Annotated in this window: 19 protein-coding genes and 1 pseudogene; 13 read left to right on the plus strand and 7 right to left on the minus strand. The window is 61.1% G+C overall.

The window, feature by feature from the left end; translation table 11 throughout:
- On the minus strand, positions 1-5,296 hold a 5,296-nt coding region (locus QM596_RS18900; RefSeq protein WP_283309659.1), incomplete at its 3' end, for a non-ribosomal peptide synthetase.
- Between the two features lie 259 nt (positions 5,297-5,555).
- Here QM596_RS18900 and QM596_RS18905 point away from each other — a divergent pair.
- The 3 genes from QM596_RS18905 to QM596_RS18915 are packed head-to-tail and all read left to right on the plus strand — an operon-like array spanning position 5,556 to position 10,038.
- Entirely contained in the window at positions 5,556-6,380 is an 825-nt protein-coding gene (locus QM596_RS18905; RefSeq protein WP_283309660.1) for an FAD binding domain-containing protein, read from the plus strand.
- Positions 6,377-9,070 (plus strand): molybdopterin-dependent oxidoreductase, encoded by a 2,694-nt coding sequence (locus QM596_RS18910; protein WP_283309661.1) that lies wholly within the window; start codon positions 6,377-6,379, stop codon positions 9,068-9,070. The genes QM596_RS18905 and QM596_RS18910 overlap by 4 nt, the downstream gene beginning before the upstream one ends.
- Complete coding sequence (locus QM596_RS18915) at positions 9,067-10,038, plus strand: antibiotic biosynthesis monooxygenase (RefSeq protein WP_283309662.1); 972 nt, start codon at positions 9,067-9,069, stop codon at positions 10,036-10,038. The genes QM596_RS18910 and QM596_RS18915 overlap by 4 nt, the downstream gene beginning before the upstream one ends.
- A 58-nt stretch (positions 10,039-10,096) precedes the next feature.
- Here the strand turns inward: QM596_RS18915 and QM596_RS18920 are convergent.
- A pseudogene (locus QM596_RS18920) lies at positions 10,097-10,294 on the minus strand (HNH endonuclease signature motif containing protein); the annotation flags it as partial.
- A gap of 158 nt (positions 10,295-10,452) precedes the next feature.
- Between QM596_RS18920 and QM596_RS18925 the strand changes: the two are divergent.
- Positions 10,453-12,108, plus strand: a complete 1,656-nt coding sequence (locus QM596_RS18925; protein WP_019748695.1) for an MFS transporter — start codon at positions 10,453-10,455, stop codon at positions 12,106-12,108.
- 274 nt (positions 12,109-12,382) lie between these two features.
- Here the strand turns inward: QM596_RS18925 and QM596_RS18930 are convergent, their stop codons facing one another.
- From QM596_RS18930 to QM596_RS18940, 3 genes are all read right to left on the minus strand, one after another.
- A complete protein-coding gene (locus tag QM596_RS18930) occupies positions 12,383-12,562 on the minus strand; it encodes a hypothetical protein (protein ID WP_139047419.1) in 180 nt (59 codons plus the stop codon).
- 838 nt (positions 12,563-13,400) lie between these two features.
- Positions 13,401-14,771 (minus strand): wax ester/triacylglycerol synthase domain-containing protein, encoded by a 1,371-nt coding sequence (locus QM596_RS18935; RefSeq protein WP_283309663.1) that lies wholly within the window; start codon positions 14,769-14,771, stop codon positions 13,401-13,403.
- Between the two features lie 48 nt (positions 14,772-14,819).
- A complete protein-coding gene (locus QM596_RS18940) occupies positions 14,820-15,398 on the minus strand; it encodes a CBS domain-containing protein (protein WP_283309664.1) in 579 nt (192 codons plus the stop codon).
- Between the two features lie 240 nt (positions 15,399-15,638).
- On the opposite strand from QM596_RS18940, the gene ppsA reads away from it, so the two are divergent.
- The gene (gene ppsA / locus QM596_RS18945) at positions 15,639-17,918 is read left to right on the plus strand and encodes a phosphoenolpyruvate synthase (protein ID WP_019748700.1); all 2,280 of its coding nucleotides are present in this window, start codon (positions 15,639-15,641) and stop codon (positions 17,916-17,918) included.
- Positions 17,919-17,958: 40 nt separating this feature from the next.
- Here ppsA and QM596_RS18950 read toward each other — a convergent pair whose 3' ends face one another.
- Both QM596_RS18950 and QM596_RS18955 read right to left on the minus strand, forming a co-directional pair.
- A complete protein-coding gene (locus QM596_RS18950; protein WP_019748701.1) occupies positions 17,959-18,927 on the minus strand; it encodes a 1-phosphofructokinase family hexose kinase in 969 nt (322 codons plus the stop codon).
- On the minus strand, positions 18,914-19,414 hold the full coding sequence (locus tag QM596_RS18955) for a GNAT family N-acetyltransferase (protein WP_019748702.1): 501 nt from the start codon (positions 19,412-19,414) through the stop codon (positions 18,914-18,916). The genes QM596_RS18950 and QM596_RS18955 overlap by 14 nt, the downstream gene beginning before the upstream one ends.
- Before the next feature lie 170 nt (positions 19,415-19,584).
- Between QM596_RS18955 and QM596_RS18960 the strand changes: the two genes are divergently transcribed.
- From QM596_RS18960 to QM596_RS18995, 8 genes are all read left to right on the plus strand, one after another.
- Positions 19,585-20,742 carry a 4Fe-4S dicluster domain-containing protein gene (locus QM596_RS18960; protein ID WP_019748703.1) on the plus strand — a complete coding sequence of 386 codons (1,158 nt, stop codon included), beginning with the start codon at positions 19,585-19,587 and terminating at the stop codon, positions 20,740-20,742.
- The gene (locus QM596_RS18965) at positions 20,739-21,203 is read left to right on the plus strand and encodes a Crp/Fnr family transcriptional regulator (protein ID WP_019748704.1); all 465 of its coding nucleotides are present in this window, start codon (positions 20,739-20,741) and stop codon (positions 21,201-21,203) included. Before QM596_RS18960 ends, QM596_RS18965 begins: the two co-directional genes overlap by 4 nt.
- A complete protein-coding gene (locus tag QM596_RS18970) occupies positions 21,193-22,017 on the plus strand; it encodes an FAD/NAD(P)-binding protein (RefSeq protein WP_020907962.1) in 825 nt (274 codons plus the stop codon). Before QM596_RS18965 ends, QM596_RS18970 begins: the two co-directional genes overlap by 11 nt.
- On the plus strand, positions 22,017-22,784 hold the full coding sequence (locus QM596_RS18975) for an NADH-quinone oxidoreductase subunit B family protein (protein WP_029538209.1): 768 nt from the start codon (positions 22,017-22,019) through the stop codon (positions 22,782-22,784). The genes QM596_RS18970 and QM596_RS18975 overlap by 1 nt, the downstream gene beginning before the upstream one ends.
- Positions 22,774-24,078, plus strand: coding sequence for a Ni/Fe hydrogenase subunit alpha (locus tag QM596_RS18980; RefSeq protein ID WP_283309665.1), 1,305 nt, complete (start codon positions 22,774-22,776; stop codon positions 24,076-24,078). The genes QM596_RS18975 and QM596_RS18980 overlap by 11 nt, the downstream gene beginning before the upstream one ends.
- Positions 24,075-24,569: a hydrogenase maturation protease gene (locus tag QM596_RS18985; RefSeq protein WP_019748708.1), complete on the plus strand. Its 495-nt coding sequence runs from the start codon at positions 24,075-24,077 to the stop codon at positions 24,567-24,569. Before QM596_RS18980 ends, QM596_RS18985 begins: the two co-directional genes overlap by 4 nt.
- Before the next feature lie 232 nt (positions 24,570-24,801).
- On the plus strand, positions 24,802-25,080 hold the full coding sequence (locus QM596_RS18990; RefSeq protein ID WP_019748709.1) for a DUF1876 domain-containing protein: 279 nt from the start codon (positions 24,802-24,804) through the stop codon (positions 25,078-25,080).
- A gap of 57 nt (positions 25,081-25,137) precedes the next feature.
- Positions 25,138-26,508: a wax ester/triacylglycerol synthase family O-acyltransferase gene (locus tag QM596_RS18995; protein ID WP_283309666.1), complete on the plus strand. Its 1,371-nt coding sequence runs from the start codon at positions 25,138-25,140 to the stop codon at positions 26,506-26,508.
- Positions 26,509-26,525: the final 17 nt, after the last annotated feature.

Below are 26,525 nucleotides of genomic sequence, written 5' to 3' on the forward strand. Positions count from 1 at the left end.
AACCCCCCACCGCAACCCCCACACCATCCCAACCACCCACCACCAACCCACGCTCGGGCGCACCCAGAATCTCCGTATCACCCACTGGAGCAGTTGGATCCGATACGACGGACCGCAGTAGGCGGACGAAGCGCTCCCCGAACTCGGTGACTGTGGTGCGCTCGAAGATATCGGAGGCATAGGTGAAGGCGGCGTCGAAACCCACCGGGATTCCGTCCTTGCCACGCTTTTCGGAGAGCGACAATTGCAAGTCGAATTTGGCGACACCGATGCCGACTGAAACAACATCGACACCGAGTCCTGGTAGTTCGAGGTGAGGATCTGCGGTGTTCTGAAATTCCAACAGAACCTGGAAGAGCGGTGAATGAGATGGTGAACGCTCCGGAGCAACTGCATCGACGACTCGCTCGAACGGCACCTCGGTTTGCCCGAACGCTGCCAGATCAACTTCGCGAGTTCGTGAAAGGATTTCCTCGAAAGTCGCGGCGGTATCAACGGCGGTTCGCAGGACGACCGTGTTGACGAACATCCCGACCAGATCGTCGAGGACTTGCTCGGCGCGCCCTCCCACCGGAGTGCCGATCGCTATGTCCGGCGAGGCGCTCAGCCGTGCCAACAGAACGGCCAGCACTGCGTGCATCACCATGAACGGTGTCACGTTGTGATTCCGAGCGAGTTCGAGGAGGTCACTGTGCACGTCTGCGGGCACCGAGAATCGGACCGATTCACCGCGCATGGATCGTTCCGCCGGCCTCGGTCGATCCAGCGGAAGGTCGATCACGTCAGGTAGACCGGACAGGGTGGACGTCCATTGGTCCAACTGCTTCGCCTGGAGCGTGTCCGGATCGGCGTCACTGCCGAGCAGTTCGATCTGCCATTGGCTGTAGTCGGCGTACTGCACAGGCAAAGGCGGCCAGTCCGGTGCCCGACCGGCAGCCCGCGCCGCGTAGGCGCGGGTCAGGTCGCGGGCCAGCGGCTCGAGTGATGCTCCATCCGCCGAAATATGGTGAACCACCAACGCGAGGACATGAACGTCCCGAGTGATTCGAAAAAGGGAGCCGCGCACGGGCGCGTTCGCGCTCACGTCGAACCCCTCGCGAGCGAGATCGGCGACGCGCCCGTCCAAGGCTTCCTCGTCAACCGATACTTCCCACGCCATCTTCGACGTCACACGTTCCGAAGGAACCACGACCTGATGTGGACCGTCGACCGACGCCGGGTAGACGGTGCGAAGCGATTCATGTCGATCGACAACATCTCCCATCGCGAGTTTCAGCGCAGCCACATCCAACGCCCCTGACAGTCGGACCACCATCGGGATGTTGTAGGCCGGGGACGACGTGTCGAACTGATTGACAAACCACAGGCGTTGTTGCGCCAGAGACACCGGAATCTTGTCCCTGTACGAATGTGCCTGCAGGATTGGACGCTTCGAACGCGAGGGATCAACGCCGGAGGACTTCGCGTCACGCACGTGGAGAGCCAGTGATTCGATCGTCGGTGCTTCGAACAAAGTCCGCACCCCGAAATCGATTGCTTCAGCGGCATTGACTCGTGCGATCAGCTTTGTGGCGATCAATGAGTTCCCACCCAGCTCGAAGAAGTCGTCACCCGCACCCACCGCCTCAGCACCTAGAACGTCGGCAAAAATCTCGGCCAGCAGTAGTTCTTCGGCGCCCTCGGGCGGTCGAAAGTTGTCCGACCGAGCATCGAACCGAGGTGCCGGTAAGGCAGCGCGATCGACCTTTCCCGATGGAGTTACCGGCAACTCGTCGAGAAGAACAAAGGCCGCAGGAACCATGTACGAGGGCACACGGCTCGCGGCGTACTGCGTCAGATCGGCCGTCGAGAGCGCACTTCCGCCGGCAGGCACGACGTACGTGGTAATCATCGTTGTACCGGAGGGAGCCGCACGCGCCACGGTAACTGCATTCTCGACCTGCGGACACGACTGCACGACGCTGTCGATTTCCCCGAGCTCGATACGGAATCCGCGAACTTTCACCTGGAAATCGCTGCGACCGACGTACTCGAGTGCACGGCCACGGCGCCGCCGCACCAAGTCCCCCGTTCGATACATCCGCCGGCCCGGGAGACCGAACGGGTCGGCCACGAATCGTCCTGCGGTCAACGCATACTTCCGGTGATATCCACGTGCGAGCGCGTCTCCCGAGATGTACAGCTCGCCCACAACACCGTCGGGGACGGGGTGCAATCGCTGATCGAGCACGATCTCCTCGAAACCGCGGAGCGGACCGCCCACTGTGATGTTCTCCGACGACACCATCGGCTCGCCGATGTTCGACATGACGGTGGTCTCGGTCGGCCCGTAGGCATTGCACAGCCGTCGGCCGGGAGCCCACCGCTGCACAAGATCCGGCGGACAGGCCTCACCACCGACCACCACGTCGCCGAAGTCCGAAAGGCCCTCGGGCGAAACTGTTCCGAGCGCCGCAGTAGTGACAAAACCATGCGTGACACGCTGGGATTCGAGGAAGCGAGACAGCTCGTCACCGCCGTAGATCGTGCTCGGTGCAATCACCATGGTCGCTCCGGCCCCGAAAGCCAGCAGGTATTCGAAAATCGAGGCGTCGAAACTCGGGGTCGAGAAGTGCAATGTTCGCGCATCCTGGGTCGCACCGAACCGCGAACGCTGTTCGGCAGCAAGCGCTTCCAGTCCACGATGCGAAACCGTCACCCCCTTGGGGAGTCCGGTGGAACCCGAAGTGTAGATCACGTATGCGGGATTGTCGGGCCGGATCGGGTGCACCCGATCGACATCGGAGATGGAGCGCACGGACAGCTGTGCAAGTCGGCCACGGAACTCAGCGTCGTCGATTGCTATCCAGGAAATCGAATCCGGCAAACGATGAAGTTCGGAAACGACCGTGAGCCCCAGTACGGCGCCGGAATCGTTCAGCATGAAGCGAACACGTTCACCCGGATAGGTCGGATCCACCGGCACGAATGCCGCGCCGGCTTTGGTCACCGCCAACATCGCGACAACCGATTCGATCGAACGCGTCAAACCCAGCGCCACACTGTTTTCCGGACCGATGCCGCGGTCGATCAAGACTCGGGCCAACTTCGACGAACGCTCGTCGAGTTCTCGATACGTCAACTCGCCATCGAGATACGACAGGGCCACGCCGTCGGGGTGTGTGCGCGCCGCACCGTCGAACAGTTCGGCCAGGGTGCGGTGCGAAGCGCGAGGGTCACTGCGGACAGGCTGCATCGCGGATCGCTCGTCGTCGGACAAGATGTCGATGTCGCCGACCATCGTTGCCGGATCTGTGGTGACGGATTCCAGGACGCGCGCGAACCGCAAACCGAGACCACGTACCGTCTCGGCGTCGAACAGGTCGGTGGCAAACGCGAGCGTCACCGTGATTCCGGACGGCGTACCCACCTCGTCGAACAGTTCGACTGCAGACACTCCGAGATCGAAGCGGCCGAGGTCGGGAGGGTGCTCGTCAGCGCTGGCGACGGACTCGAACGTCACCTGTACAACCGGCGCATACGCAGGTACATCCTCCACCTCGAGCGACTCCGCCACCTGCTCGAGCCGTATCCCACTGTGCGGCAGTGCAGTACTTCGGACCTCGACGACACTGCCCAAGAGCGCCGTGAACGGCGTCTCCAGATCGATGCGACTCCGGATGGCAACGATGTTCGCGTCGGATCCCGTCGGCGTACCGATTACCACGTCCGAAGCCCCGGACAATCGGCTCACCACAAGCGCGAAGCCCGTATGTAGGACCGCGCGTGTGTCCGTCCCGAGATCACTCGCCATTTCTGTAATCCGCGCGTGGGTGTCGGCGGCGATCACGACCTCAACCTGTGCACTGTCCAGCGATTGCGTTGCAGGCCTGGGTCGATCGAAGGGAAGTTGCAACAGTTCGGGCGCCCCGGTGAGCTCATGTCTCCAATATTCGAGGTGCCGCACTTCGCGTTGTCGTCGCTCGCCCTCCCGGGCCGTCGGGCCGTGAATGTCTGCGAGCTCGGCACCGGAATCAGACGCGATCAACTCTTCCAACAAGCCGACAAAATTCCGGTGGTGCTCGCGTAAACCCGCCTCCTCGTATCGGATCGGGTTTGCCCGGAAGTCGACACGCAGCCTGTCGCCGCTCGGATACACGTTGACCAGAAGGTCTTCCACCGGCCCGGAGGTGACGATGTGATACTCCCCAACGACCTCGCCCAACTGCACCTCCTGGCGAAACAGCATGACGTTGACCATGGGTCCGGCATATGAGTCTTCGCCTTCCAGACCGCTCGTCACGCCTGCGTCCCGACGGATGTCGTCGAGGCTGCAGCGCTGGTGCCGCAATGCACCCATGAGCTCATGCTGGACCTGGGCGAAGAGTTCACCGACGGTGTCGACGGCTGCGATGCTGATGAGCAGCGGCGCGACGTTCACCATCATGCCGCCCGAGTCCCGCAACACCGCCGTAGTCCGTCCGGACATCGGAACATGAATCTGGACAGTCTCTTTCGCCGTCATTCGCGAGAGGTACAACGCGAGCGCAGCGATGACCGTTGCAGCGTGGTTCTCGGATTCGTGGAGAAGGGCACAGCTCCGGTCCGACATCAGTGTGCTTTCGAGTCGGCTCTCGATGTGTGCGGGCCCAGAAGCCTCCGCCAAGCTGGATCCGGCACCGACTGTATTGCGCCCTGCCCAGTACTCACGGTCGGCAGCGAATCGATCCGACTGTCTGTACCGCTCGTCGATGTCGTACAGCGTGCGCAGTGTCGCGGCACGACTCGGCTGCAGATCTTTTCTCGCCGCCGAGGCCGAGTACCGATGCGCAATGCGGTTCATCATGGTCATGGCACCGAAACCGTCGAGCGCGACATGATGGATACGGCTGTACCACAGATAGTGCGCGTCACCCACGCGCAGCACAGCGGTCGCGACGATTCCGTCGACTGCCAGGTCGAGCTGCGTCCGGCAATCTCGACGCATCCACTCGAGCGCAGCCTCGAAGGGATCCTCGGTCCAGCGGAAGTCGACCAAACCGACCGAGATTTCGGCCTTCTCGTCCACGTACTGCATCGGCTGACCATCGACCTCGATCACTTTGAGCATGGGAGATTGAAACTCGTAAGCAACTGCCCGCGTTTCGCGATCCAGTAATTCGACGTCGAGTTCGCCGCGCAACTCCACGTAGTGCGCTATCAGAATCGGGACTTCGGGATCGAATTGCTGAGCGAACCAGGTTGCCCGTTGGGCGGCCGAGAGCGGAAAGAGGGTCTCATCGAAAGGGTCGGTCCGTCTTACCTCGAGAGGTTTCACAGCGCCCCGCCCCGCATGATCTCCGCGGCCGCCGAGTGCGTAGCCGCGTCCGAATCAACAGCGCGAAAGCAAGAGGCTGATCGCGCCTCTCAAGCAGTCGTACCCAGAATCGGCAAGCACATGCACGGACCACCAGGTGATGTCACGTACGTATCGCTCATGTTTCACGTGCCCGATATGCACTAAAAGTGTGAATGTGTCCCGTCACCTCGGTAATGTCCCACTCCGAGACGACACATCCCCCGAGGGGAGCAGGCGCATGGACATCACCACCATTACCGACGTGATACGCCGACCACCGGATCGCCCAGGGGACGTGTGGCGTCCCGGCGACGCCTGGCTCGCGGGAGGAACGTGGCTGTTCTCAGCGGAACAACCCGACACGCGTCGACTGGTCGACCTCACCGCGCTCGGTTGGACACCACTGGAGGTCGGCGCGACTCATTTCAGTGTCGGAGCTACGTGCACCGTTGCCGAACTGTATGCGTTTGTCCCGCCGGACAATTGGCGTGCGAGTCCGCTTATTCGCGTCAGCTGCGAGTACTTCCTCTCGTCTTTCAAGGTGTGGAATTCGGCCACCGTAGGCGGCAACATCTGTATGTCGCTTCCCGCCGGACCGATGATCACCCTGGCAGTTGCACTCGAGGCTACTTTCACGCTGTGGGCCACCGCCGGAACAGTGAGGACCGTCGACGCGTGCGACTTCGTGACCGGTGACCACCAGAATGTCCTGGAGCCGGGCGAAGTTCTTCGGAGCATCGAGTTCCCGGTGCACGCGCTCACCAAACGCCACGCCCAGCGCCGCTTCAGTCTCACGCACCTCGGCCGTTCGACGATCTTCATGATCGCGACACAGACTCCGGGAGTCGACGACTTTCACCTCACCATCACCGCCGGCACTACGCATCCGATCCGGCTGACGTTCGACGCGATGCCGGACGAGCACTCTCTGCGACGAGCGGTCGACTCCATTTCGGCCGACAGTTGGTTCGACGATCCCAACGGAACCCCCGACCACCGCCTGCACCTCGCCCGTCACTACGCCGACGAGCTCCGAATCGAACTCACGGGGAGCCAGTCATGAGCTACACGGTGAACGACCGGAAGTTCGACGAGGAACCGTTCCCAGGACAGTGCCTCCGGACGTTTCTTCGACACCTCGGACACCACGGGGTGAAGAAGGGTTGCGACGGCGGGGACTGCGGGGCGTGCACAGTGTGGCTCGACGGAGCGCCGATACACAGCTGCATCACGCCCGCCTTTCGCGCCGACGGTCGCGCGGTGACCACGATCGAGGGACTCGGTACGCCCGAAGATCTCCATCCGATTCAGCAACAGTTCCGGGATGCACCCGGCTTTCAGTGTGGGTTCTGCACCGCCGGAATGATCATGACCTCCGCGGCGCTCACCGACGCGCAGAAAGAAGACTTGCCGCGAGCGCTCAAGGGAAACCTGTGCCGCTGCACCGGTTACCGATCCATCGAAGACGCGGTCAACGGTGTCGGCTCTGTCGAAGTTGCCCTCCCCGGACAGGCGGTCGGGACCAGCGTCGGGGCGCCGGCGGCCACCGACGTCGTGACCGGCCGAGCCGAATACACTATGGACACCGCGATCGACGGCATGCTGCACCTGAAAGTGCTGCACTCGCCCCACGCGCATGCACGCATCACCTCCATCGACACCACCGAGGCGCTCGCCGTCCCCGGTGTCCATCGCGTATACACCTGGAAAGACGTGCCGCGCAAGCTCTTTACCACGGCAATTCATACCGACCACCTTGTTGATCCGGACGACACGTACATCCTCGACAACGTCGTGCGGTTCGTGGGTCAGCGTGTGGTGGCCGTCCTCGCCGACTCCGTCGTCGCTGCGGAAGAAGGCCGTCGGAAGGTGAAGGTCGATTACGAGATCCTGCCTTCCGTGTTCGATCCGGAAGAGGCCGTGGCCGACGGCGCTCCAGCCCTGCACGGATCCGACGATCCCTTTGTTCGAGATCCCGAGCACAACATCCTGCTCGAACTTCACGGTCATGTGGGCGACGTCGAGGCCGGGTTCGCCGAGGCCGACGTCATCCACGAAGGCACCTACTTCTCGCCGCGAGTGCAGCACGCACATCTCGAGACGCACGGTTCGATTTCATGGATGGAAGACGGACGCCTTCACGTTCGCACAAGTTCGCAGTCCCCCTCCATCGCCAAGGTCAAACTCGCCCATCTCTTCGACCTCCGCCCGGATCAGCTGCGCGTGTTCTGCAAACGCGTGGGCGGCGGGTTCGGAGGAAAACAGGAAGTGATCAGCGAAGATCTGGTGGCGCTCGCCACCCTGGACACCGGTCGTCCCGTCTGCCTCGAATTCACCCGAGAAGAAGAGTTCACCACCGCGTCGCCGCGTCATCCGATGAAACTCACAATCAAGCTCGGAGCAAAGTCGGACGGGACACTCACCGCCTTCCACTATCGCAACGTCTCGAACACCGGTGCATACGGAAACCACGGCGGAGAGACACTCTTTGCCGGCGGCGCGGCAGTCTCGCTCTATCGCTGTGCGAACAAGAAGTTCGATGCGTATTCCGTGTACACCAATAACGTCCCGAGCGGCGCTTTGCGTGGGTACGGGATGACTCAACCGGCCTTTGCCGTGGAATCGGCCATGACCGAATTGGCCATCGCGCTGAACATGGATCCGCTCGAACTGCGTCGACGCAATATCGTCCGACCGGGCGATTCGCTCGTCGCACTCGAAGACGGCCCGGACGACGTGATCTTCACCGAAGACGGACTGGGGCAATGCATCGATCTGATCGACGCCGCGTTGAAGCGCCAACCGGTTCCCTCGCTCGGAGACGATTGGCTGATCGGCACCGGTACCGCCAGTTCACTACATGAGACCGCGCCACCCACCGAGCACATTTCCGAGGCTTGGCTCACCCTCGGCGAAGACTGTGTATACGAACTTGCCATCGGCACAGTCGAATTCGGTGAGGGAACTTCTACGGCCCACGTGCAGATCGCCGCGAATCAGCTGGGCACAACACCGTCACGTGTACGAATCATTCAGTCGGACACCGACCGAACCGGTTTCGACACAGGCGCTTTCGCCAGCGCCGGCCTGTTTGTCGCTGGGAACGCGGTACTTCGCGCGTCGAATGCGCTCCGCGATCGACTACTGGCCTTCGCCGCACATCACACCGGCGTCTCGATTGACCTGTGCTCGATGGACGACGACAAGATCGTCTGCGGTAGTACTCGATTAACACTGCAAGAGTTACTCGAGGCTGCACGCCCGCGCGGGATCCGATTCACCGAAGCACGGAAAGCGTACGGGTCGCCGCGCAGCGTGGTGTCCAACACTCATGGCTTCCGGATCGCCGTCCATCGCATCACCGGCGAGATCCGCATCCTCTACAGTGTCCAAGCCACCGACGCTGGGGTGATCATCAATCCGGCGCAGGTGCGGGGACAGATCGAAGGTGGCGTCGCCCAGGGCATCGGCTTCGCACTCACCGAGAACTTCCACGTAGACGCAAACGGCGCGATGATGAACCCGAATCTACGTAACTACCGGATCCCGACCTATGCAGATGTCCCACGCACCGAGGTGATCCTCGTCGAGTCATCAGACTCCGTCGGCCCGCTCCGCTCCAAGGGCATGGCGGAGTGCTGCATCAATCCGGTTGCCCCTGCTTTGGCGAACGCACTGCAGGATGCCACCGGGTCACGATTCCGGTCACTACCGCTCACACCGGAACGCATCTACTCAGGCCTGAACCGATGACCGCGAACACGTCGGCGGACAGCGCCGCTACGGTCATCATCGGCCAGCGAGTGCGTGCCGGACTGGAGAAAGAATTCGAGGTCTGGCAGAAAGACCTCAACCGGGCGGCCGCAGATTATGCAGGCTTCCTCGGGGCAGAAATCGCGGCTCCGACGCCCACCCAACCTGATTGGGTGATCGTGTACCGATTCGACTCCATCGCTCATGTTCAAGCGTGGATCAACAGCGCGACGAGGCAAGACTACCTCGACAGCGGTCGTCAGTTCTTCGACGGCCCGGCCACGCAGCAGGTAGTGAGCGGCGGGATCAGACCTCCGGACCCACTGCTGACTGTCGTAGTGACGCACCGAGTAGGTGACGACAGTATCGACGAGTTCCTTGCCTGGCAGGATCGCCTTCGGGAGGTGGAGAGTGCTTTCGACGGATTCCGCGGCACCGAACTGTTTCGCCCAGTCGACGGTGTGCAGGATGAGTGGACCCTGCTGTATCGCTTCGACAATGCTGCCCATCTCGACACGTGGCTGACTTCCCCTGAGCGACAACAGCTTCTCGCCGAGGGTCGCAAGTTCCACGACTTCGAACTGCGAACCGTGGACAATTCGTTCGGCAGTTGGTTTGCCTTCGACGAGAACGGAAACGAGGCCCCTCCACCTTCGGAGACAAAAACCTCGATCGCGGTCTGGGTCGGTCTCTACCCGACTGTCGTCTTGCTAACTTTGGCGCTGTCACCGCTGAAGCTGCCACTCTGGCTCGGATTGTTGATCGGCAACCTGTTGTCGAGCTTCATCATGAGTTTCTTCACGATGCCGTACTACGTGAATCGGCTCCTGCACCGTTGGCTGCGTCCACCTCCGGGGATTCCTGTCGCAAAAACCAACGCGCAAGGGGCGGCGATCGTCGCTGCGGTGACCGTGTTCTGGGTGGTCGTCTTCTATCTGGTGACTACTCAGTTCTGGTCGCTGCCTTGAACTCTCCGGTACACGAAAATGCCAGCGTATGCCCCGGGGCATTATTCCGACGGCCTTCACACCCCGGAAACGCACACCCACCATCATGCACCGCCAACGCCCGCCGCTGCGGAACCGTCGCCGTTCTCACTTCCCTACCGCACTCGAGCCGAACACCATTCTCGTCCAACAAGATCCGAGGACCGTGCAATCGCACGCCAACATCCGTGTCGCCACTGATCGGTCCCACCCAATCCGTCCACGCGAACCCCAGTTCCCAATTCGTCGAACCATGCAACCACTGCGCGATCGCCGCGCACAGGTGGATTATGGAATGCTGGCGCCGAATTCTGTCCGACGTCAACCTCGACTGCTGGAGCACTGTACAACTTTCGATTGATGCGCTCCGTCCACGGTGAACCGTAGTGTGACCCCGTGACGGAAAACGCATCGGCCTCAGCGCTCTCTCCTGCCCCACGCATATCCAAGTGGTGGAGCCTCGTCGTACTCGCGCTGGGCCTGGCGATGATCGTCATGGACGGCACTATTGTGGCCGTCGCCCTCCCGACAATCATCGACGACCTGCACCTGAACATTACTGACGCACAGTGGGTGAACTCGCTCTACGCGATCGTGTTCGCCGCGCTATTGCTGACCACTGGCAACCTCGGCGATCGCCTGGGCCGGCGCAATATTTTCCTCGTCGGCATCGCTCTGTTCCTCGCCGGCAGCCTCTGGGCGGCCAAGTCCGGGAGCGCCGAGATGCTCATCTCCGCGCGTGCACTGCAGGGCGTTGGTGGCGCGTGCATCCTCCCGTCCACACTTTCGACAGTCAACGCGACCTTCCGCGGAAAGGATCGGGCCGCCGCATTCGGTGTCTGGGGGGCGGTCATGGCCGGCGCCGCCGCACTCGGCCCGCTGCTCGGCGGCTGGCTTACCAGCTCGTTCAGCTGGCAGTGGATCTTCTACGTCAACATCCCCATCGGCCTTGTATTGATAGTCGCAGCGCTGGTTGTGATCCCCGAGACCCGCTCCGGCGACTCCCGCCCCGGCTTCGACGTGGATGGGCTATTGCTCAGTGCGATCGGCTTCGGTGCACTCGTCTTCGCGATCATCGAGGGCAGCACCCTCGGCTGGTGGAAGCCACTCAAAGACTTGAGCCTCTTCGGTATGACGTGGTCTGCGGACATGCCCCTCTCGATCGTGCCGATCCTGCTACTCCTGGCTGCCGTAGTGTTGACGCTGTTCGTGTTCTGGGAACGCCACCGTGCCAGAGTCAATCGGTCCGCACTTCTAGATCTGCACATGTTCTACACCCCCACCTTCAGCTGGGGGAACATCGCCGCGATGATGATCGCGGTCGGCGAGTTCGGCTTGATCTTCGCGCTGCCGCTGTTCCTGATCAATGCCATCGGCCTGAGCACCCTCGGCGCCGGCTTCGTACTGGCAACGATGGCAGCCGGCGCCTTTCTCTCCGGCACCATGGCCCGTCACCTGGCGGCTGCGATCGGTGCAGCCGGCACAGTCGTTGTCGGCGTCGTCCTCGAGATCATCGGCGTGTTGGCACTCGTACTCGTCATCAGCGCGGACGTCTCCCCTGTCACGGTCGGTGCAGTGCTCGTGATCTACGGTGTCGGCCTCGGCCTGGCGTCCGCGCAACTTACCAGCACCGTGTTGTCCGATATACCGGTAGACCTGTCCGGGCAGGGCTCCGCCACGCAGAGCACCGTTCGACAGATCGGCTCGGCGCTCGGCTCCGCAGTCGTCGGCGCGGTCCTGTCGATCGGACTGGCCCACTACCTCGGCAGTATCCAGGGTCCCGCGGAGAACTTCACCGACGCCACCCGAGAATCCGCGGGCGGCGCGATCGCCGGCCTACGCGCGAGTCACGGCCCCGACGAGGTCATCCATCAGTTGTCCGAGGCCTTCGCCTCAGCCACTCAATGGGCGATGGTCGCAGCGATCGCATTCCTCGCCCTCGGCCTAGCGGCGTCTCTGCGGGTACTGCGGGTCACACGCCAGGAGAGCTCGACAGATGACTCGACGGGCGAAGACGAGCCGCTAACCGATCCCACCTGTACCGACGTCTGACCGCATCTCCTGGAATCAAAGGTCCACGGGGTGCTCGACATTGACGCGCAGCACTCGCGGAAACGAGCCGGTGCCCCGTCCGGCCGACGGTTGCACGAGGTCGCTGATTCGAGACGGCATCCCGTTTCGGGGATTAGTGTTGATACGAAATCTTTCGATGTCGACAAGCCTGCCACCATCTGATTCGACGCGCACTCGCACAGAGCACCAGTGGCTCGAACGCGGAACATCATCGATGCAATCGCACGGAGTCGGGTCAGGTGAGCTGATGACGTCAATGACCGGTCGACATACCACCCACCGGGGGATGAGTCTGGGCTGCGCCGTTCGCTTCGAGGTTGTCGAAACCCAGATCTTGCAGGTAGCGGGCTACGGAGTCGAGTCGCCGGGTTCGGTCCGGATGGATGCTATGTACGGCGATCTTCAGCGCCAACCTGAGGCAGGTCAGCATCATTCGCCGCAGATTGACTTCCACTCGCCGGCTCAGTTGCCTTCGGGGCCGCACTTGCATGTTCGGGTCTGGTGTTCAGTGTCCTGGCCGCTGTGTCGGCCTAAGTCAGTGCGAGTGCGCTCCCGTGGTTCTGCCCTTGGGTTGGGCCATTCGAATCCAGCCTTACGTCGACGAACGCTGGGGGCGCTCGCACCGAGCGTCTTCGCGGCAGCAACGCCTACCTGATCGACGTACGCTTTGCTGCCTCGACGAAACGTAGGCACTGGCCTGATCACGCAACGTGAAAGAGCAACTCTGGCATCGCCAAGTCTCAACGGCACTTTCGTGTTTGCATGGCGAATGCAGCGCGGAACACTTCCAACGTGAATCATGGGACTGGGACTCTGGGGCCTACAGATCGAAGCGCCACACAAAGCGTCAATGGACAGGTAGAGAACAGTCGGACTATCCGAGACCTCATCGTGCGCGTGGGCGCGTCCTCTCCGTTCGAGAAGCCCTTCATCGGTTACGCATTCGTCTTTTGCTGGGCATTGCGCCGCGGCGCATTCGGTGTTCGCGTCGATGCGACTGTACACCGCGGAAATGCGCAGCGCGTTGAACCGGTTACCGCTGGGGGTGTCGGCCGAATCCGGTGGGAGTGAGTCACATCGCCTATGGCTCGATCGGTTCCACAATTGCCCCTCCCTCACCGGAATCGCTGCTGGAGTGACTTTCGGAATGACAGTCGGAGGTGTAGTCGGCACCGCACCTGGCGACGTCGGCGCCACCTCTGTCAAGTTACCGGCACGTTCAACTGCCCGAGCCGATGCTCGATCTCGAACCATTACACACGCCCAAGCTGTCAGTACGACGTTGTCACCGTGGCGTCTGTGTGCCGAGACCCAAGTGCCAGCACGGCTCTAAACCCTTCGGAGACGGCTGTCATCAATGCGGGTTGGTCCGGAACTGCTCTCACGTCGACGTTGATCCCGACACACACGTGCGAGGCGTAAGACATCAAAGTCGCGTTGAAAGCCGATCCGAGGGTAGGACTGAATGCGAATTGGCGAATTATCCGCGCACCGGCGAGGTACAACGGTGTCGAAGAACCAACGACGTTGGATGCAACAAAATCCATGTGCTTGAGCATGTCGCCTGTGACCGCGACCGGCAGCAAGTTCAGCATTCTGGCCAAGTGAGGAGATAACGGAATCGCCGGCTCGTTCCGCCAACTTTCTACGATGATGTGAACACGACGGATCAATTTCTCCGGATCTGCAATATCGACCGGAAGAGCAAACCTTGCAAGCGTGATTCGGTTGCCTCCCAGCGGATCACGACTGTCACGCAGACTGATCGGCAATGTCACCATCAGTTGATTCGGTACGTCACCGTGGCCTCTGTGGTAGCCGGCCATGCCCAGTAGAAGTGCAGCCAAGAACGCGTCGTTTACCGAGCATTGTGTGCCCGCCGCTGCAGCGGTCAGTGCCGCCACCGGAAATTCGATCACACCGAAACCACGGCGCGTACTCCGAGCAGTCATCACTGGCGACATCGTTCGGGTCGTCGGTCGCGTCATACGCGCCGTCGATCCGAAGATTCGCACGACGTCGTGCATCGTAGCTGCGGGATGGCGCACTGCGTGCGCGGCACTTCGGGCCACCGCTTCGGCCATCGCCGCACGTGAGTCTCCTGGTGTGGAACGAACAACAGGTGGCCTGAATTCGTGGCCGTCCTGACTTGATCCGCCAGCCCGCGTGTCATCGGTAATCTCGCGTGTCAGTTGCATACCCCCGACCCCGTCGGTCAAGGAATGATGAACTTTGACTACCAGCGCTGTTGCACCGTCGCCTAGCCCATCGAGCACGGTGAGCTCCCATAACGGACGATCTTTGTCGAAGGCTGCCATCCCGCTCATGCGGGCAAAATCCAGGACGCCTTTCCACCCACCTGGTGGTGGCACGGAAGACCTTCGAAGGTGCCAACTCAGGTCGAAGTCCGCGTCATCCACCCAAAGTGGTGGACTCCACGGAAACTGTCGCGCAACCGCTTTGCACCTGAAGATCGGAACTACGTCGATGGCGTGGTTCATCGCGGCGGTCAATCGTTCGTGATCCGGGAGCCTGTCCAGCACGATGATCGAGACGATTGTCGAGCGGAGGACCGGATCGGCCTCCATCCGCCAAGACATCAGGTCGGTCTGCGTCATCGATCGCGCGTTTGCGCCGCTCATGGCCACTCGATTCACTCGTCGGCATAATCCTTCAAGGATTGGCGATTCTCAAGGCCTCAATCGAACCTCGTCAACGCCTGGAACGGTCGAAGCAAGTGCAGTCACGACACCTCGCTCGGGATCATCGTCGGAAATCCCACTGACTGTCAGTATTCCGTCGACATAACCCACTGCCCATCGGTCGGGCCCGCCATAGACGTCAAGTCGATGGCGCACTTCGTCAGCGATCCGATCGGGGTCCAGGGCCAGCAGTCCGATCAAATCCTGGCGGGTCACCACTCCGATTACGTCCCTCTCACGAACGATCGGAACCGCGCGCAGCCCAGAACGCAGCACCTCGGATGCGATGTCGTTGACCACGACATCTTCGGTCATTGCCACCACGGGTTGCGTCATCACGTCAGCGACGGATTGTTCGGTCGACTCGGTCGGGTGTTCCTGTGACAGTCGTTCGAACCCACTTCTGAGAAGATCACCTTCGGACACGATCCCGACCAGTCGCTTCTGCTCGTCGACTACTGGGAGTGCCGAAAAACCTGACCGCGCAATCTCTCGTAGACAGTCACCTACACTTCGGGCCTGATCGATTGTCGTCACAGGGCTACTCATGATGTCTCGTGCACGCATGACAATTCTCCTCTGATTATCCCGCTGGACGTCCGATCTCGCGAACGCAGGAATGCGACGAACCGATGTCCCCAGCGTGACAAACATCGACCGTGAACCGGAAGTGTCTTCGGCATCCTGCGCACTGGAAATCGGCCCCGAGCGGAGTGACTTCCGCCTCTGTAGACCTGATGCGGGAAAGGGTTTGCTGAACACTGTCGCTCGCTAACCCACGCGCATAGCACTCGGACAGGAGAGCTCATGAAAGCGAGTTCCATAGATGCCAGACGTCGGTGGGTAGTACCGATCGACGCCGTCGGACCCGAAGACGCACCGACCGTCGGCGGCAAAGCCGCGAATCTCGGCGAACTGAGGCGATCGAACTTTCCGGTTCCGCCGGGGTTCGTAATCACCACCTGCGGCTATCTCGACGCCATGGAAGCTTCCGGGTTGAGAGACGACCTGAAATCAGGGGAACTACCGTCTACCCGCAGCGCCGAGGAGGCAGTCACAGCATCACTCGTGCCCAAAGCACTGCAAGAGCAGATCATCGACGCCTATCGCGCGCTGGGGCCTTCAGGTACGCGAGTAGCGGTCCGTTCGTCCGCTCCCGCAGAAGACGCGTCCGATACCTCGTACGCAGGCATTCACGAAAGTTTCACAAATGTCGCCGGTGACGAAGGCTTGATCGATGCCGTACGGCAGTGTTGGGCATCGTTATGGTCGGATCGAGCATTGTCGTACCGCAACCTCCAAGGCGTTGCGGACGAGCCGTCGCTGGCAGTCGTCGTCCAACTGATGGTCGACTCGGACCAATCGGGAGTCGTATTCACTGCCGACCCGCGCACCGGTGCGCGGGACCGCATGGTCATCGAAGCTGCCACTGGCTTGGGGGAAGTCGTAGTGGGTGGACAGGTGGAACCAGACACTTACGTAGTGTCGAAACCTGACTTCGACATCATCGATGTACATATCGGTTCACAGGCATTCGCGATCTCGCTGTCCGAAGGGACTGAAAAGGCGTCGGAAATACCTCTCTCACAACGCGAACACCAGATCCTTACCGACGACCAGATCCACCAGCTCGCAGCATTGGCCGCAGCCGTGGAAGAACACTACCGGCGACCACAAGACCTCGAATTCGCCTACAGCGGAGGACAACTGTGGCTGGTCCAGACACGCCCGATCACCACCCTTTCCGAGCAACCGGAAGCACTGGCCGAAGCCCAACACGACGCCGGCGAAAAAGCACGTGTCCTCGCCCAGGGATTGGGCGCCGGGCCGGGAACTGCTACCGGACGCGTCCGAGTCCTGCGTTCGGTGGCCGACGGTCGTGATTTGGTCGACGGCGAAATACTGGTGGCCCCGATGACGCGACCGGATTGGTTACCGGTTCTCCGACGAGCCGCAGCCATCGTCACCGACGGCGGCGGCATTACCTGCCACGCAGCTATCGTGGGCCGCGAACTCGGCCGACCGGTTGTCGTTGGAACACGCACGGCAACAAAGGATCTTGCAGACGGGACTTTGATCACAGTCGACGGAACTGCAGGAACGGTCATTGCTGCAGATTCCGCAACCGCCGACTCCTCGAAAAATGCGACCACCACCATGCCGAGGACAATGTCGACACCCCGTCCGACAACCGCGACATCCGTCTACGTGAACCTGGCGACTCCTGAAGCTGCAGAACGGACAGCCGACACAGACGTCGACGGAGTAGGGCTCTTGCGAGCTGAATTCCTGATCATGGACGCTCTTGAAGGGCTGCATCCCCACACGATGATCGCCCGAGGTCTCCACGGAGAGTACGTGGCCAAAATGTCTTCTGCCCTGTCACGTATTGCCGCCGCTTTCGGAGCCCGACCGGTCATCTATCGCGCAATAGACCTCCGCACCAACGAGTTTGCACATCTTGAAGGTGGTGACATCGAACCCCACGAAGACAATCCCATGATCGGCTACCGGGGCTGTTTTCGCTACGTGCGGGAACCGGAATTGTTCGCGCTCGATCTCGATGTCATCGCCGAAACGCGAAAGAACTATCCGAACGTGCATTTGATGATTCCGTTCGTTCGGACCGAATGGGAGCTCGCGCGCTGTTTGGCACAATTGGATGCCCACCCTCTCGGGGCGGATCACCGGATGCTTCGATGGGTGATGGCTGAGATACCCTCGGTTGCCTATTGGATTCCCAGGTACGCGGCAATGGGCATCGACGGAGTGTCGATCGGCACCAACGATCTCACTCAACTGGTGCTGGGAGTCGACCGGGATTCGGAGATTTGCCAAGAACTCTTCGACACCATGGATCCTGCCGTTCTCGAAACCATCGACACCATCATCGAGCGTGCCACCCTCGCGGGCATGACGACCTCACTGTGCGGACAGGCAGTGTCAACCAATCCTGCTCTGGCCGAACACCTCGTGAGGCAAGGCATCACGTCGGTTTCCGTGACCCCCGACGCAGTTGACACCGCTCGCCATGCAATCGCGGTCGCTGAACGACGCATCCTCCTCGCCCGAGCTCGTTCGGGTTGACGCCGAAATCCGAGTCGCTGGCTTGACTGAGTATCGGAACCTAGTCGGGTCGGATCACTCCCCGATCTGCTCCTGCACGAATCCGTTCATAGAAGACCTCCACGTCGGCTGGTGAACACGGTGCCGTCCCTGGGGTCTTCAACATCGCGGCCCCGGCTGCAACACCGAACCGAACCGCATCCATCAGCGAACGCTGATGGATGAGCGAATACACCATGCCCGCAACCATGCTGTCCCCCGCGCCCACACCACTGATCGATACGACGTCCACCGACGGCACACACTCACACATGTCGGCAGTCACCAGCAAGGCTCCAGCGGCTCCAAGCGAAACGACCACCACCTCCGCAACCTTCTGCGCAACAATAGTTCTCGCTGCGTCGACTTGCTCCACCCGAGTCTCGAGTGGGTGGTCGACCCATTCACGAAGCTCGCGGATACTCGGCTTGACAAGAAAGACACCACTCTTCAATGCGCGCAATGCAGCGCCAGAGGTGTCGACAACCAGCCGCGCCCCGGTTCCCTCGAGGTAATCGACCAACCGCTGAACAAAATCAGCACCCACCCCCGGTGGCAAACTGCCGCTCACGACAACATATCCGGAATCGACGGCGAATTCACGCACTCGAGCGAGACACGATTCCACCTCTGCAACGGTGAGAATCGGTCCAGGCAACACAAAACGATACTGCTCACCTGTCGACTCATCGTCCACGGTAAAACTCTCGCGAGTCGACCCTGAGACGGGCTCGGCCCAATGCCGCACTTGTTCACCGATCAGAAGGTCCTCGACCGCCAGGCCACAATGACCTCCCGAGGGAAACACTGCCATCACGTCGCCGCCGAGGACCCGGAGCACTCGCGCGACGTTCAATCCGCCGCCGCCGGGATCACGACGAGGTGCCACACAACGCACCTTGTCTGTCGTGTGGACGGCACGCGCGCTGGTCGCTATGTCGAGTGCCGGGTTCATCGTCACCGTTACGACGCGAGAGTCACTCTGCTCCATGTAGTTTTACCTTCAGATGCAGCGTTGATCCATCACGACGAAGCGAATGCGCCCAGCCCCGGTCACGAATGACCTGAAGCATCGGTGCGTTCGCCCCCAAAATTTCGGCCACCATGCGTCGTGCCCCGTGCAGGTAAGCTTCATCCTCCAGCCGCTTCAAGATCGAAGTCCCGATTCCATGCAGCCGGTCGCCTTGCGCAACCACGAGGGCGAACTCCACCGTGGGCGGCGAAACCCTCTCCAACGCAACATAGCTTCCGACACCCACCAATTCTTCGCCGATGAAGGCACCCAGAGCACATCGCCGATCGTTGCACTCGCACAGTTGATCGGAAAAGGTGGTGAGTTGCTTCGGCTGCGGTCCGAACCACCGCATGTACGAATCATGTTGGTCAAGATGCTCATGTAACCGTTGAACAGCAACCGCGTCGGGTGCTCCGAGGCACCGGAGAGTTGTCGTGCCGATTCCGCTGCCCGTCGCGGCCATCGATCATCACCTGATTCGGCTGGGGATACTTTCCGATTGAACCGTGCCGTTGCCTTCAGGGGGCAGAGCCTTTTGTCATCGAATACCGTCCTTCGCCCCTACCAGCGCTGGCAGCCCATGCGCGAAGCTGAAGCGTGGAGGAATACGGATGACGCCCGCAAGGAGGATCCATGACTGATTCAGGATCTCCCACCGACCTGACCAGCGAACAATTCGTCATGGACCGAGACGGACTTGACGAGTTGATCACCGTGTTGATCAGCGAGGGTTATCGCGTCATCGGGCCGACTGTCCGCGACAGCGCTATTGTCCTCGACACTCTCGACTCCGGTGATCAATTGCCGACGGGGTGGGGTGTCGATACCGCCCCTGGCCTGTATCGACTGCGGAGGAGAGCAGATTCTGCCGTCTTCGGTCACTCCGCGGGCCCGCAATCGTGGAAGCAGTACCTGCACCCGTCGCGGCAACAACTCTGGAGCCAATCCACGGACGGTACATTCCACGCACCGCCGACCGAACCTGCTCGATACGCATTTCTCGGCGTGCGTGCGTGCGACCTCGCGGCGATCGGAATACTCCAGACAGTGCTGTCGGCCGGCGGAAAGGCGGCGACAAATCTATTCGAGGGTCTGTTCGTGATCGCAGCCAACTGCACGGAACCCGGCGGGGTGTGCTTCTGTGCGTCGATGAACACCGGCCCGGAGGCCAAAACCGGCTACGACCTGTGTCTGACCGAAAGGATCGACAACGACGGCCACCGATTCGTCACCGGGGTGGGCACCACGGAAGGATCACGGATACTCACGCTGGTCCGCGGTAGGCAGGCGACCGACGAGGAAACTACCGAGGCCGCAGGCGCTGTCGCCGATGCAGCACATCATATGGGTCGGCAAATGCCGGACGTCGATCTTCGCGGCATGCTCCGCGACGCACGGGACGCCGATGTCTGGGCGGACGTCGCGTCACGGTGCTTGACGTGCGGGAACTGCACGATGGTGTGCCCGACGTGCTTCTGCACTACCACCGAGGACGTCTCCGATCTTGCGGGCGACAATGTCGAGCGATGGCAGCACTGGTCGTCATGTTTCGACCTGGACTACTCGCAACTACACGGTGGCGCAGTACGTGTCAGTGGTGAGAGCCGGTACCGACAGTGGATTTCTCACAAGTTGGGCACCTGGCACGACCAATTCGGTTCGTCCGGTTGCGTTGGTTGCGGCCGATGCATCGACTGGTGTCCAGTGGGAATCGACATCACGGCGGAAGCGGCCCGCCTGACCGGCGCTTTGACTGTGGAACCCGACAGCGATACCGGTTGTCACTCATGAACGATCACGCCTGCGAGCAGTGTCCAAGAGAAATCGAAGGTCTGGCCGACGATCAACGTCATGAACTCGCTGCCTTCTCACGCGAGGTTCAGTTCGCGGCCGGTACCGTGGTGTTCCGCGAAGGTGACTCCGCTGACAAATGTTGGCTTCTCCGGACCGGCCGGATTACGCTCACCACCAGAATTCCCGGACGCGGCGAGGAAACTGTCGAAACACTTTCTGTAGGTGAGATTCTGGGCGTGTCCTGGTTCCGCCCACCTCGACAGTGGCAATGGACAGCGACCGCGGTCACTCCCGTGACAGCTGCCGAAGTCGACGCCACCATGTTGCAATCTGTCGCCGGGAGCAATCCGGATCTCGGACGGGCGATCTACTCGATCCTGGCGGACACACTCCTCCACCGATTGCAGGCAACACGCGCACGCCTGCTTGATCTCTATGCACGCGAACATGTTCGGTGATCAACTCGTCCCGACGCCGTGCAAGGTTGTTGCCCGCCGGGACGAGAACAGCGATACCTCCACCCTGACCCTCGCGGCGCCCTCGCAGTGGTTCCCCGGGTTCCGCCCCGGTCAATTCATGATGGTCTACGCACGGGGGGTGGGCGAGATTCCGCTGTCGATCAGTGGGGACCCGACTCACGCCGATCACACAGTGGTTCATACTGTTCGGGCTGTCGGTGCCGTCAGCCGCGCGCTGCACGAAGCCTCCATCGGTGACATCGTAGGTGTCCGAGGACCTTTCGGAACGGGATGGGATCTGGATTCCGCCAAAGACGATCTGATCGTCGTCGCGGGAGGCGTCGGCTTGGCGGCAGTACGTTCGGCAGTCTTGGAGGCCCAGGCCTGCGGTCGATTTCGTCGAGTTGTCCTCAGCGTGGGTGCTCGCCGACCATCCGATCTCCTGTACCGCCCAGATCTCGACACATGGAGCCGGGGAGACCTGGTCGACCTCGAGCTGTCCGTGGACGTGGCAGAACCTGACTGGCAGGGTCATGTCGGATTTGTCACGCAGTCCCTGAACCGCCTCGTTCTCGAGCCCGGTCGCACGACGGTACTGCTGTGCGGCCCCGAACCGATGATGCGGATGTCGGCTCGGACCATGATCGGCCAAGGCGTTGAGCGCGAGAATATTCGAGTATCGCTGGAACGGAACATGCAGTGCGGGACCGGAGTGTGCGGGCACTGTCAACTCGGCGAACTCCTCCTCTGTCGTGACGGTCCGGTAGTCGACTACCGCGCGGCCGAGCCACTTCTCGCAGTGAAGGAGCTGTGATGCCCTCACCCACCATGGCGGTCTGGAAATTCGCATCCTGCGACGGATGCCAACTGACTCTGCTCGATTGCGAGGACGAACTACTCACTTTGGCCGACGCCGTTCACATCTCACATTTCCTCGAGATGTCGAGCGAGGTGGAAAGCGGTCCATACGATCTCTCGCTGGTCGAAGGCTCCATTACCACCGCTGCCGACATCGAACGTATTCATGCCATCCGCGAGAATTCCCGGCATCTGGTGACGATCGGCGCCTGCGCGACTTCTGGCGGGATACAGGCTCTCCGGAACTTTGCGGACATCGCCGAGTTCATGTCCGTGGTCTACGCGAGCGGCGAGTACATCGACACTCTCGCGACGTCCACACCGATCGCCGACCATGTCCCGGTCGATTTCGAACTACGCGGCTGCCCCATCGATCGCCGGCAGCTCCTCGAGGTGATCTCGTCGTATCTGGCCGGGCGGAAGCCGAACATCCCGGACACCAGTGTCTGCGCCGAATGCAAACGACGTGGCCTCACCTGCGTCATGGTCGCCGACGGCACACCGTGTCTGGGACCAGTGACCCATTCAGGCTGCGGCGCGCTGTGTCCGGCACAGTCGAGGGGTTGCTATGGATGTTTCGGTCCATCAACCCACCCGAACATGATTGCAATGGCGGGGTGGTTGCGCACCTGTGGGATGACCGACGAGAGTATCGAGCGCGTCTTCTCGACGTTCAACGTTGCCTCCCCCGAGTTCGACGGGATCAGGCGAGATGGACGGTGAAACGAACAGGGATACCACCCGACTGACGCTCGGTTCCCTCGCCCGTGTCGAAGGGGAAGGCCGGCTGGCGTTCACGGTCCGACACGGCCGGGTTGAAGCCGCAGAGTTGAACATCTACGAACCCCCTCGATTCTTCGAGTCATTTCTCCGGGGCCGCGATTTCCGCGAGCCTCCCGACATCACATCCAGGATTTGCGGAATCTGTCCTGTCGCTTATCAAGTCAGCGCCTGCAACGCAATCGAGCAAGCATGCGGTGCGCACCTCACCCAACCGATTCTTGATCTGCGACGACTTCTGTATTGCGGCGAGTGGATCGCCAGTCATACATTGCATATCTACTTGCTGCATGCCCCTGATTTCCTGGGCGCGGCAGACGCCATCGAACTTGCCCGAATCGCGCGTCCCGACGTCGAACGTGGGCTCGCACTGAAGAAGGCGGGCAACGCGATTCTCGACATGATCGGTGGCCGATCGATTCACCCGGTCAACGTGCGCCTCGGCGGGTTCTACCGAGCGCCGACGTCCAGTGAACTCGCGCCCCTCGCCGAACAATTACACAGGGCACTCGACGATGCTCTCGCGACCGTGCAGTGGGTATCACACTTCGAGATCCCAGATGCCGAGGTGGATACCGAACTACTCGCACTGGCTCAGCCAGGCCGCTACGCGATCGAAGACGGCGTGTTGACAAACACATCCGGATCATCGTTCGCACCGGAGGAATTCTGCGATCACGTCGCGGAACGGCAAGTTCCGCATTCGACCGCGCTGCACGCGCACCTCGACGGCCAGGCCTATCTCACCGGACCGCTGGCTCGCTACAGCCTCCACTCCGCCGACCTCTCGGAGACCGCTCGTCAAGCGGCCACCGAGGCCGGCTTGGGAACAGTGTGTCGCAACCCGTTTCAAAGCATTGTGGTCCGCGCCGTCGAGACAGTGTTCGCCGTGGACGAGGCACTCCGCCTGATACGTGAGTATTACCGCCCGGAATCGCCGTACGTCGACATGTCACCCCGCGCCGCAACCGGGTACGGCGTCAGTGAAGCCCCCAGAGGCGTGCTGTACCACCGCTACCAACTCGATTCCGAGGGCCTAATCCTGCGGGCCACAATCATTCCGCCCACCTCGCAGAACCAGGCAGCAATCGAGAACGACCTCCGCAACACCCTCGCCGCGAACCTCCGGCTGACAGACGCCGAACTGACTGGACTGTGTGAGCGGACCATCCGAAACTACGATCCCTGCATCTCGTGTGCCACTCATTTCCTCGACGTGACAATCAACCGCGCATGACTGTCACAGTGGTCGGGGCCGGCAACGAATTCCGCCGAGACGACGGCGTAGGACCTGTGGTGGCGCGAACGATACAAAGCGAGCACCAGGCCGGCGTGAACGTGGTCATCGACAACGGTGAACCTTCAAGGCTGCTCGAAACATCGACGAGGTCGGATCTGGTGATCATCGTCGACGCTTCAGTCTGTGCTCCGTCTTCCGGCAGCCAGCCGCAACCTGCCGGAACAATTCGTCGGATCACGGATTGGTCGAGAGAGAACTCCGGAATACTCACCAGCTCACACGGACTGGGCATCATGGAGGCGCTGGCCTTGGCCGCCGCGCTCGGCCGAGAACCCCACCGCGTGGCGATCTACACGATCGAAGCGCACGACACCGACTACGGCATCGGGCTTTCACCCTCCGTTGCAGCTTCTGTCCCCGCGGTACTGTCTCTGATCGCAGCCGAAATCGCCGACGTGCAATCTCGGGATCTAACTCTTGGGACGTAACTCCGAGGTTAACGGAGGCGTGGCAGTGACCCGTGGCAGTGACCTTTGCCATCGATTGGCGTCGTTCGCCTCTACTTGGCCAATGTTCACCGGACAAGGCTGAAGCCACACCGGTTTCGAAGTGTCCGTGAGGATTGCACATGAAGCGACAGTGATGCGTGAACGGAACTTGACAAGTACACCACCACAGCCGAATTGACACCCAGGAACCTCGATAGGGAGGAATCTGATCGTGAACGAGAAGCATTGGTCAGTGGACATAACCATCGACGAGCACACCGCCGCAGAGGGCAACCGTACTCGGGCCATCGCACGCCTTCGATCGAGGGACGATACTCACATCGTCGGATCAGGTTTCGCTCGGTGCAACCCATCGGATCGCGATGTGCCCGAGATCGGTGACGAGCTCGCGGTCGCGCGTGCTCTTTCCCACTTGGCCCGTCAACTGATCGAGGCTACCGCTGCAGACCTCGAAAATGTCACGCACGAACCCGCCCACCTGAACGCCTAGCGACATCTCGGGAAGATGTCGAAATCGTAGAAATCGTTGTCGACCAAGGAGATGGCGATGTCGGATAAATTGACTCCCCTGGATGCGGCCTTCCTCGAGGTCGAGGACTCCGATCGACACGCGAATCTCTCAATAGGCGCGGTTGTAGTCGCCGAAGGACCCACACCCACCGACGACGATTTGATCGAGAGATTAAGCGCCCGAATTCGGTCCCTCCCACATGCTGCGGATCGGATTCACGTCATCCCACTCGATCTTGCTGCACCTACGTGGGTACCTGATCCGAATTTCGATCCAGCTCGCCACTTCACGCGGATCGGAGTGCCGAGTCCAGGGCGAATGTGCGACTTGACGGACACCGTCGCGTGGATCATGTCCGAACGACTCGATCGCGATCGTCCACTGTGGCAATGCTGGTTGATCGAAGGCCTCGAGGACTGCCGCTGGGCAATTCTCGTCAAGGCACACCACTCTCTCATCGATGGCGTTACCGGGGCCCGATTGTTCGACGTATTGTTCGACAAACCTCTCACCTCCGGACCGCCGACGGACAACGAGGCACCGAAAGGCCCGAAGTCGCTGTACGGCAAAATCATCGGATTCTATTGTTCGACGCTCAGGGCGCCGCAACGGTTGGCTCGGCGATCCGTCCGGATCGCGGAAGGCACTGCCCAGTTGGCGGGCGATCTACTGATCCCGAGCGCGAACAGTTCCCTGAACGGGCCGATTGGACATCAACGGCGATACGGGACAGCACAGGTGCGAATGCACGATGTAAGGACCATCTGTTCCGCCTTCGATGTCACCGTGAACGACGTTGCGCTGGCCTGCGTGACCAGTTCGCTGCGCTCACTTCTCCTTCACCGCAAAGAAGACATCAGCCGACATGCGGTGAGGACACTCGTCCCGGTCTCTGTTCGGGCATCGAACACCGGCACGTCGTTCCACAACGAGGTCTCTCTCATGCTTCCCTTCCTACCCGTCGAGATCGAGGATCCGGTGGACCGCTTGCAGACGATCCACCGCAGACTCTCCCGACACAAGAACGGTGGTGAATCAGGCAGTGGACAAACGATCACGGCAGCTGCTCAGTACGCACCATTCATGTCCTCCGCCTGGTTCATTCGGCTTGCGATGCGCGTTCCTCAGCGAAGTATCGTCACCGTAGTCACAGACGTTCCCGGTCCGACCGAAAAGCGCCGACTGCTGGGGCGAGAAATCATCGGTATCTATCCGTACGTGCCGATTGCAGTGCGGTTACGACTCGGATTCGCAATCCTCAGCTACTACGATCAACTCGCGTTCGGAATCACGGCTGACTACGACTCGGTCTCCGAAGTCCAACTTCTTTCAATGTCGGTGGAACAGGAAGTCGCCTCCCTACTTCGTTCCACGCGCAACCCTTCGTCCCCCGGCGAATTTCACTGACTCGGTCCCGAATTCGA

This window comes from Rhodococcus sp. IEGM 1406 (genome assembly GCF_030056745.1).
Taxonomy (GTDB): Bacteria; Actinomycetota; Actinomycetes; order Mycobacteriales; family Mycobacteriaceae; genus Rhodococcus_F; species Rhodococcus_F erythropolis.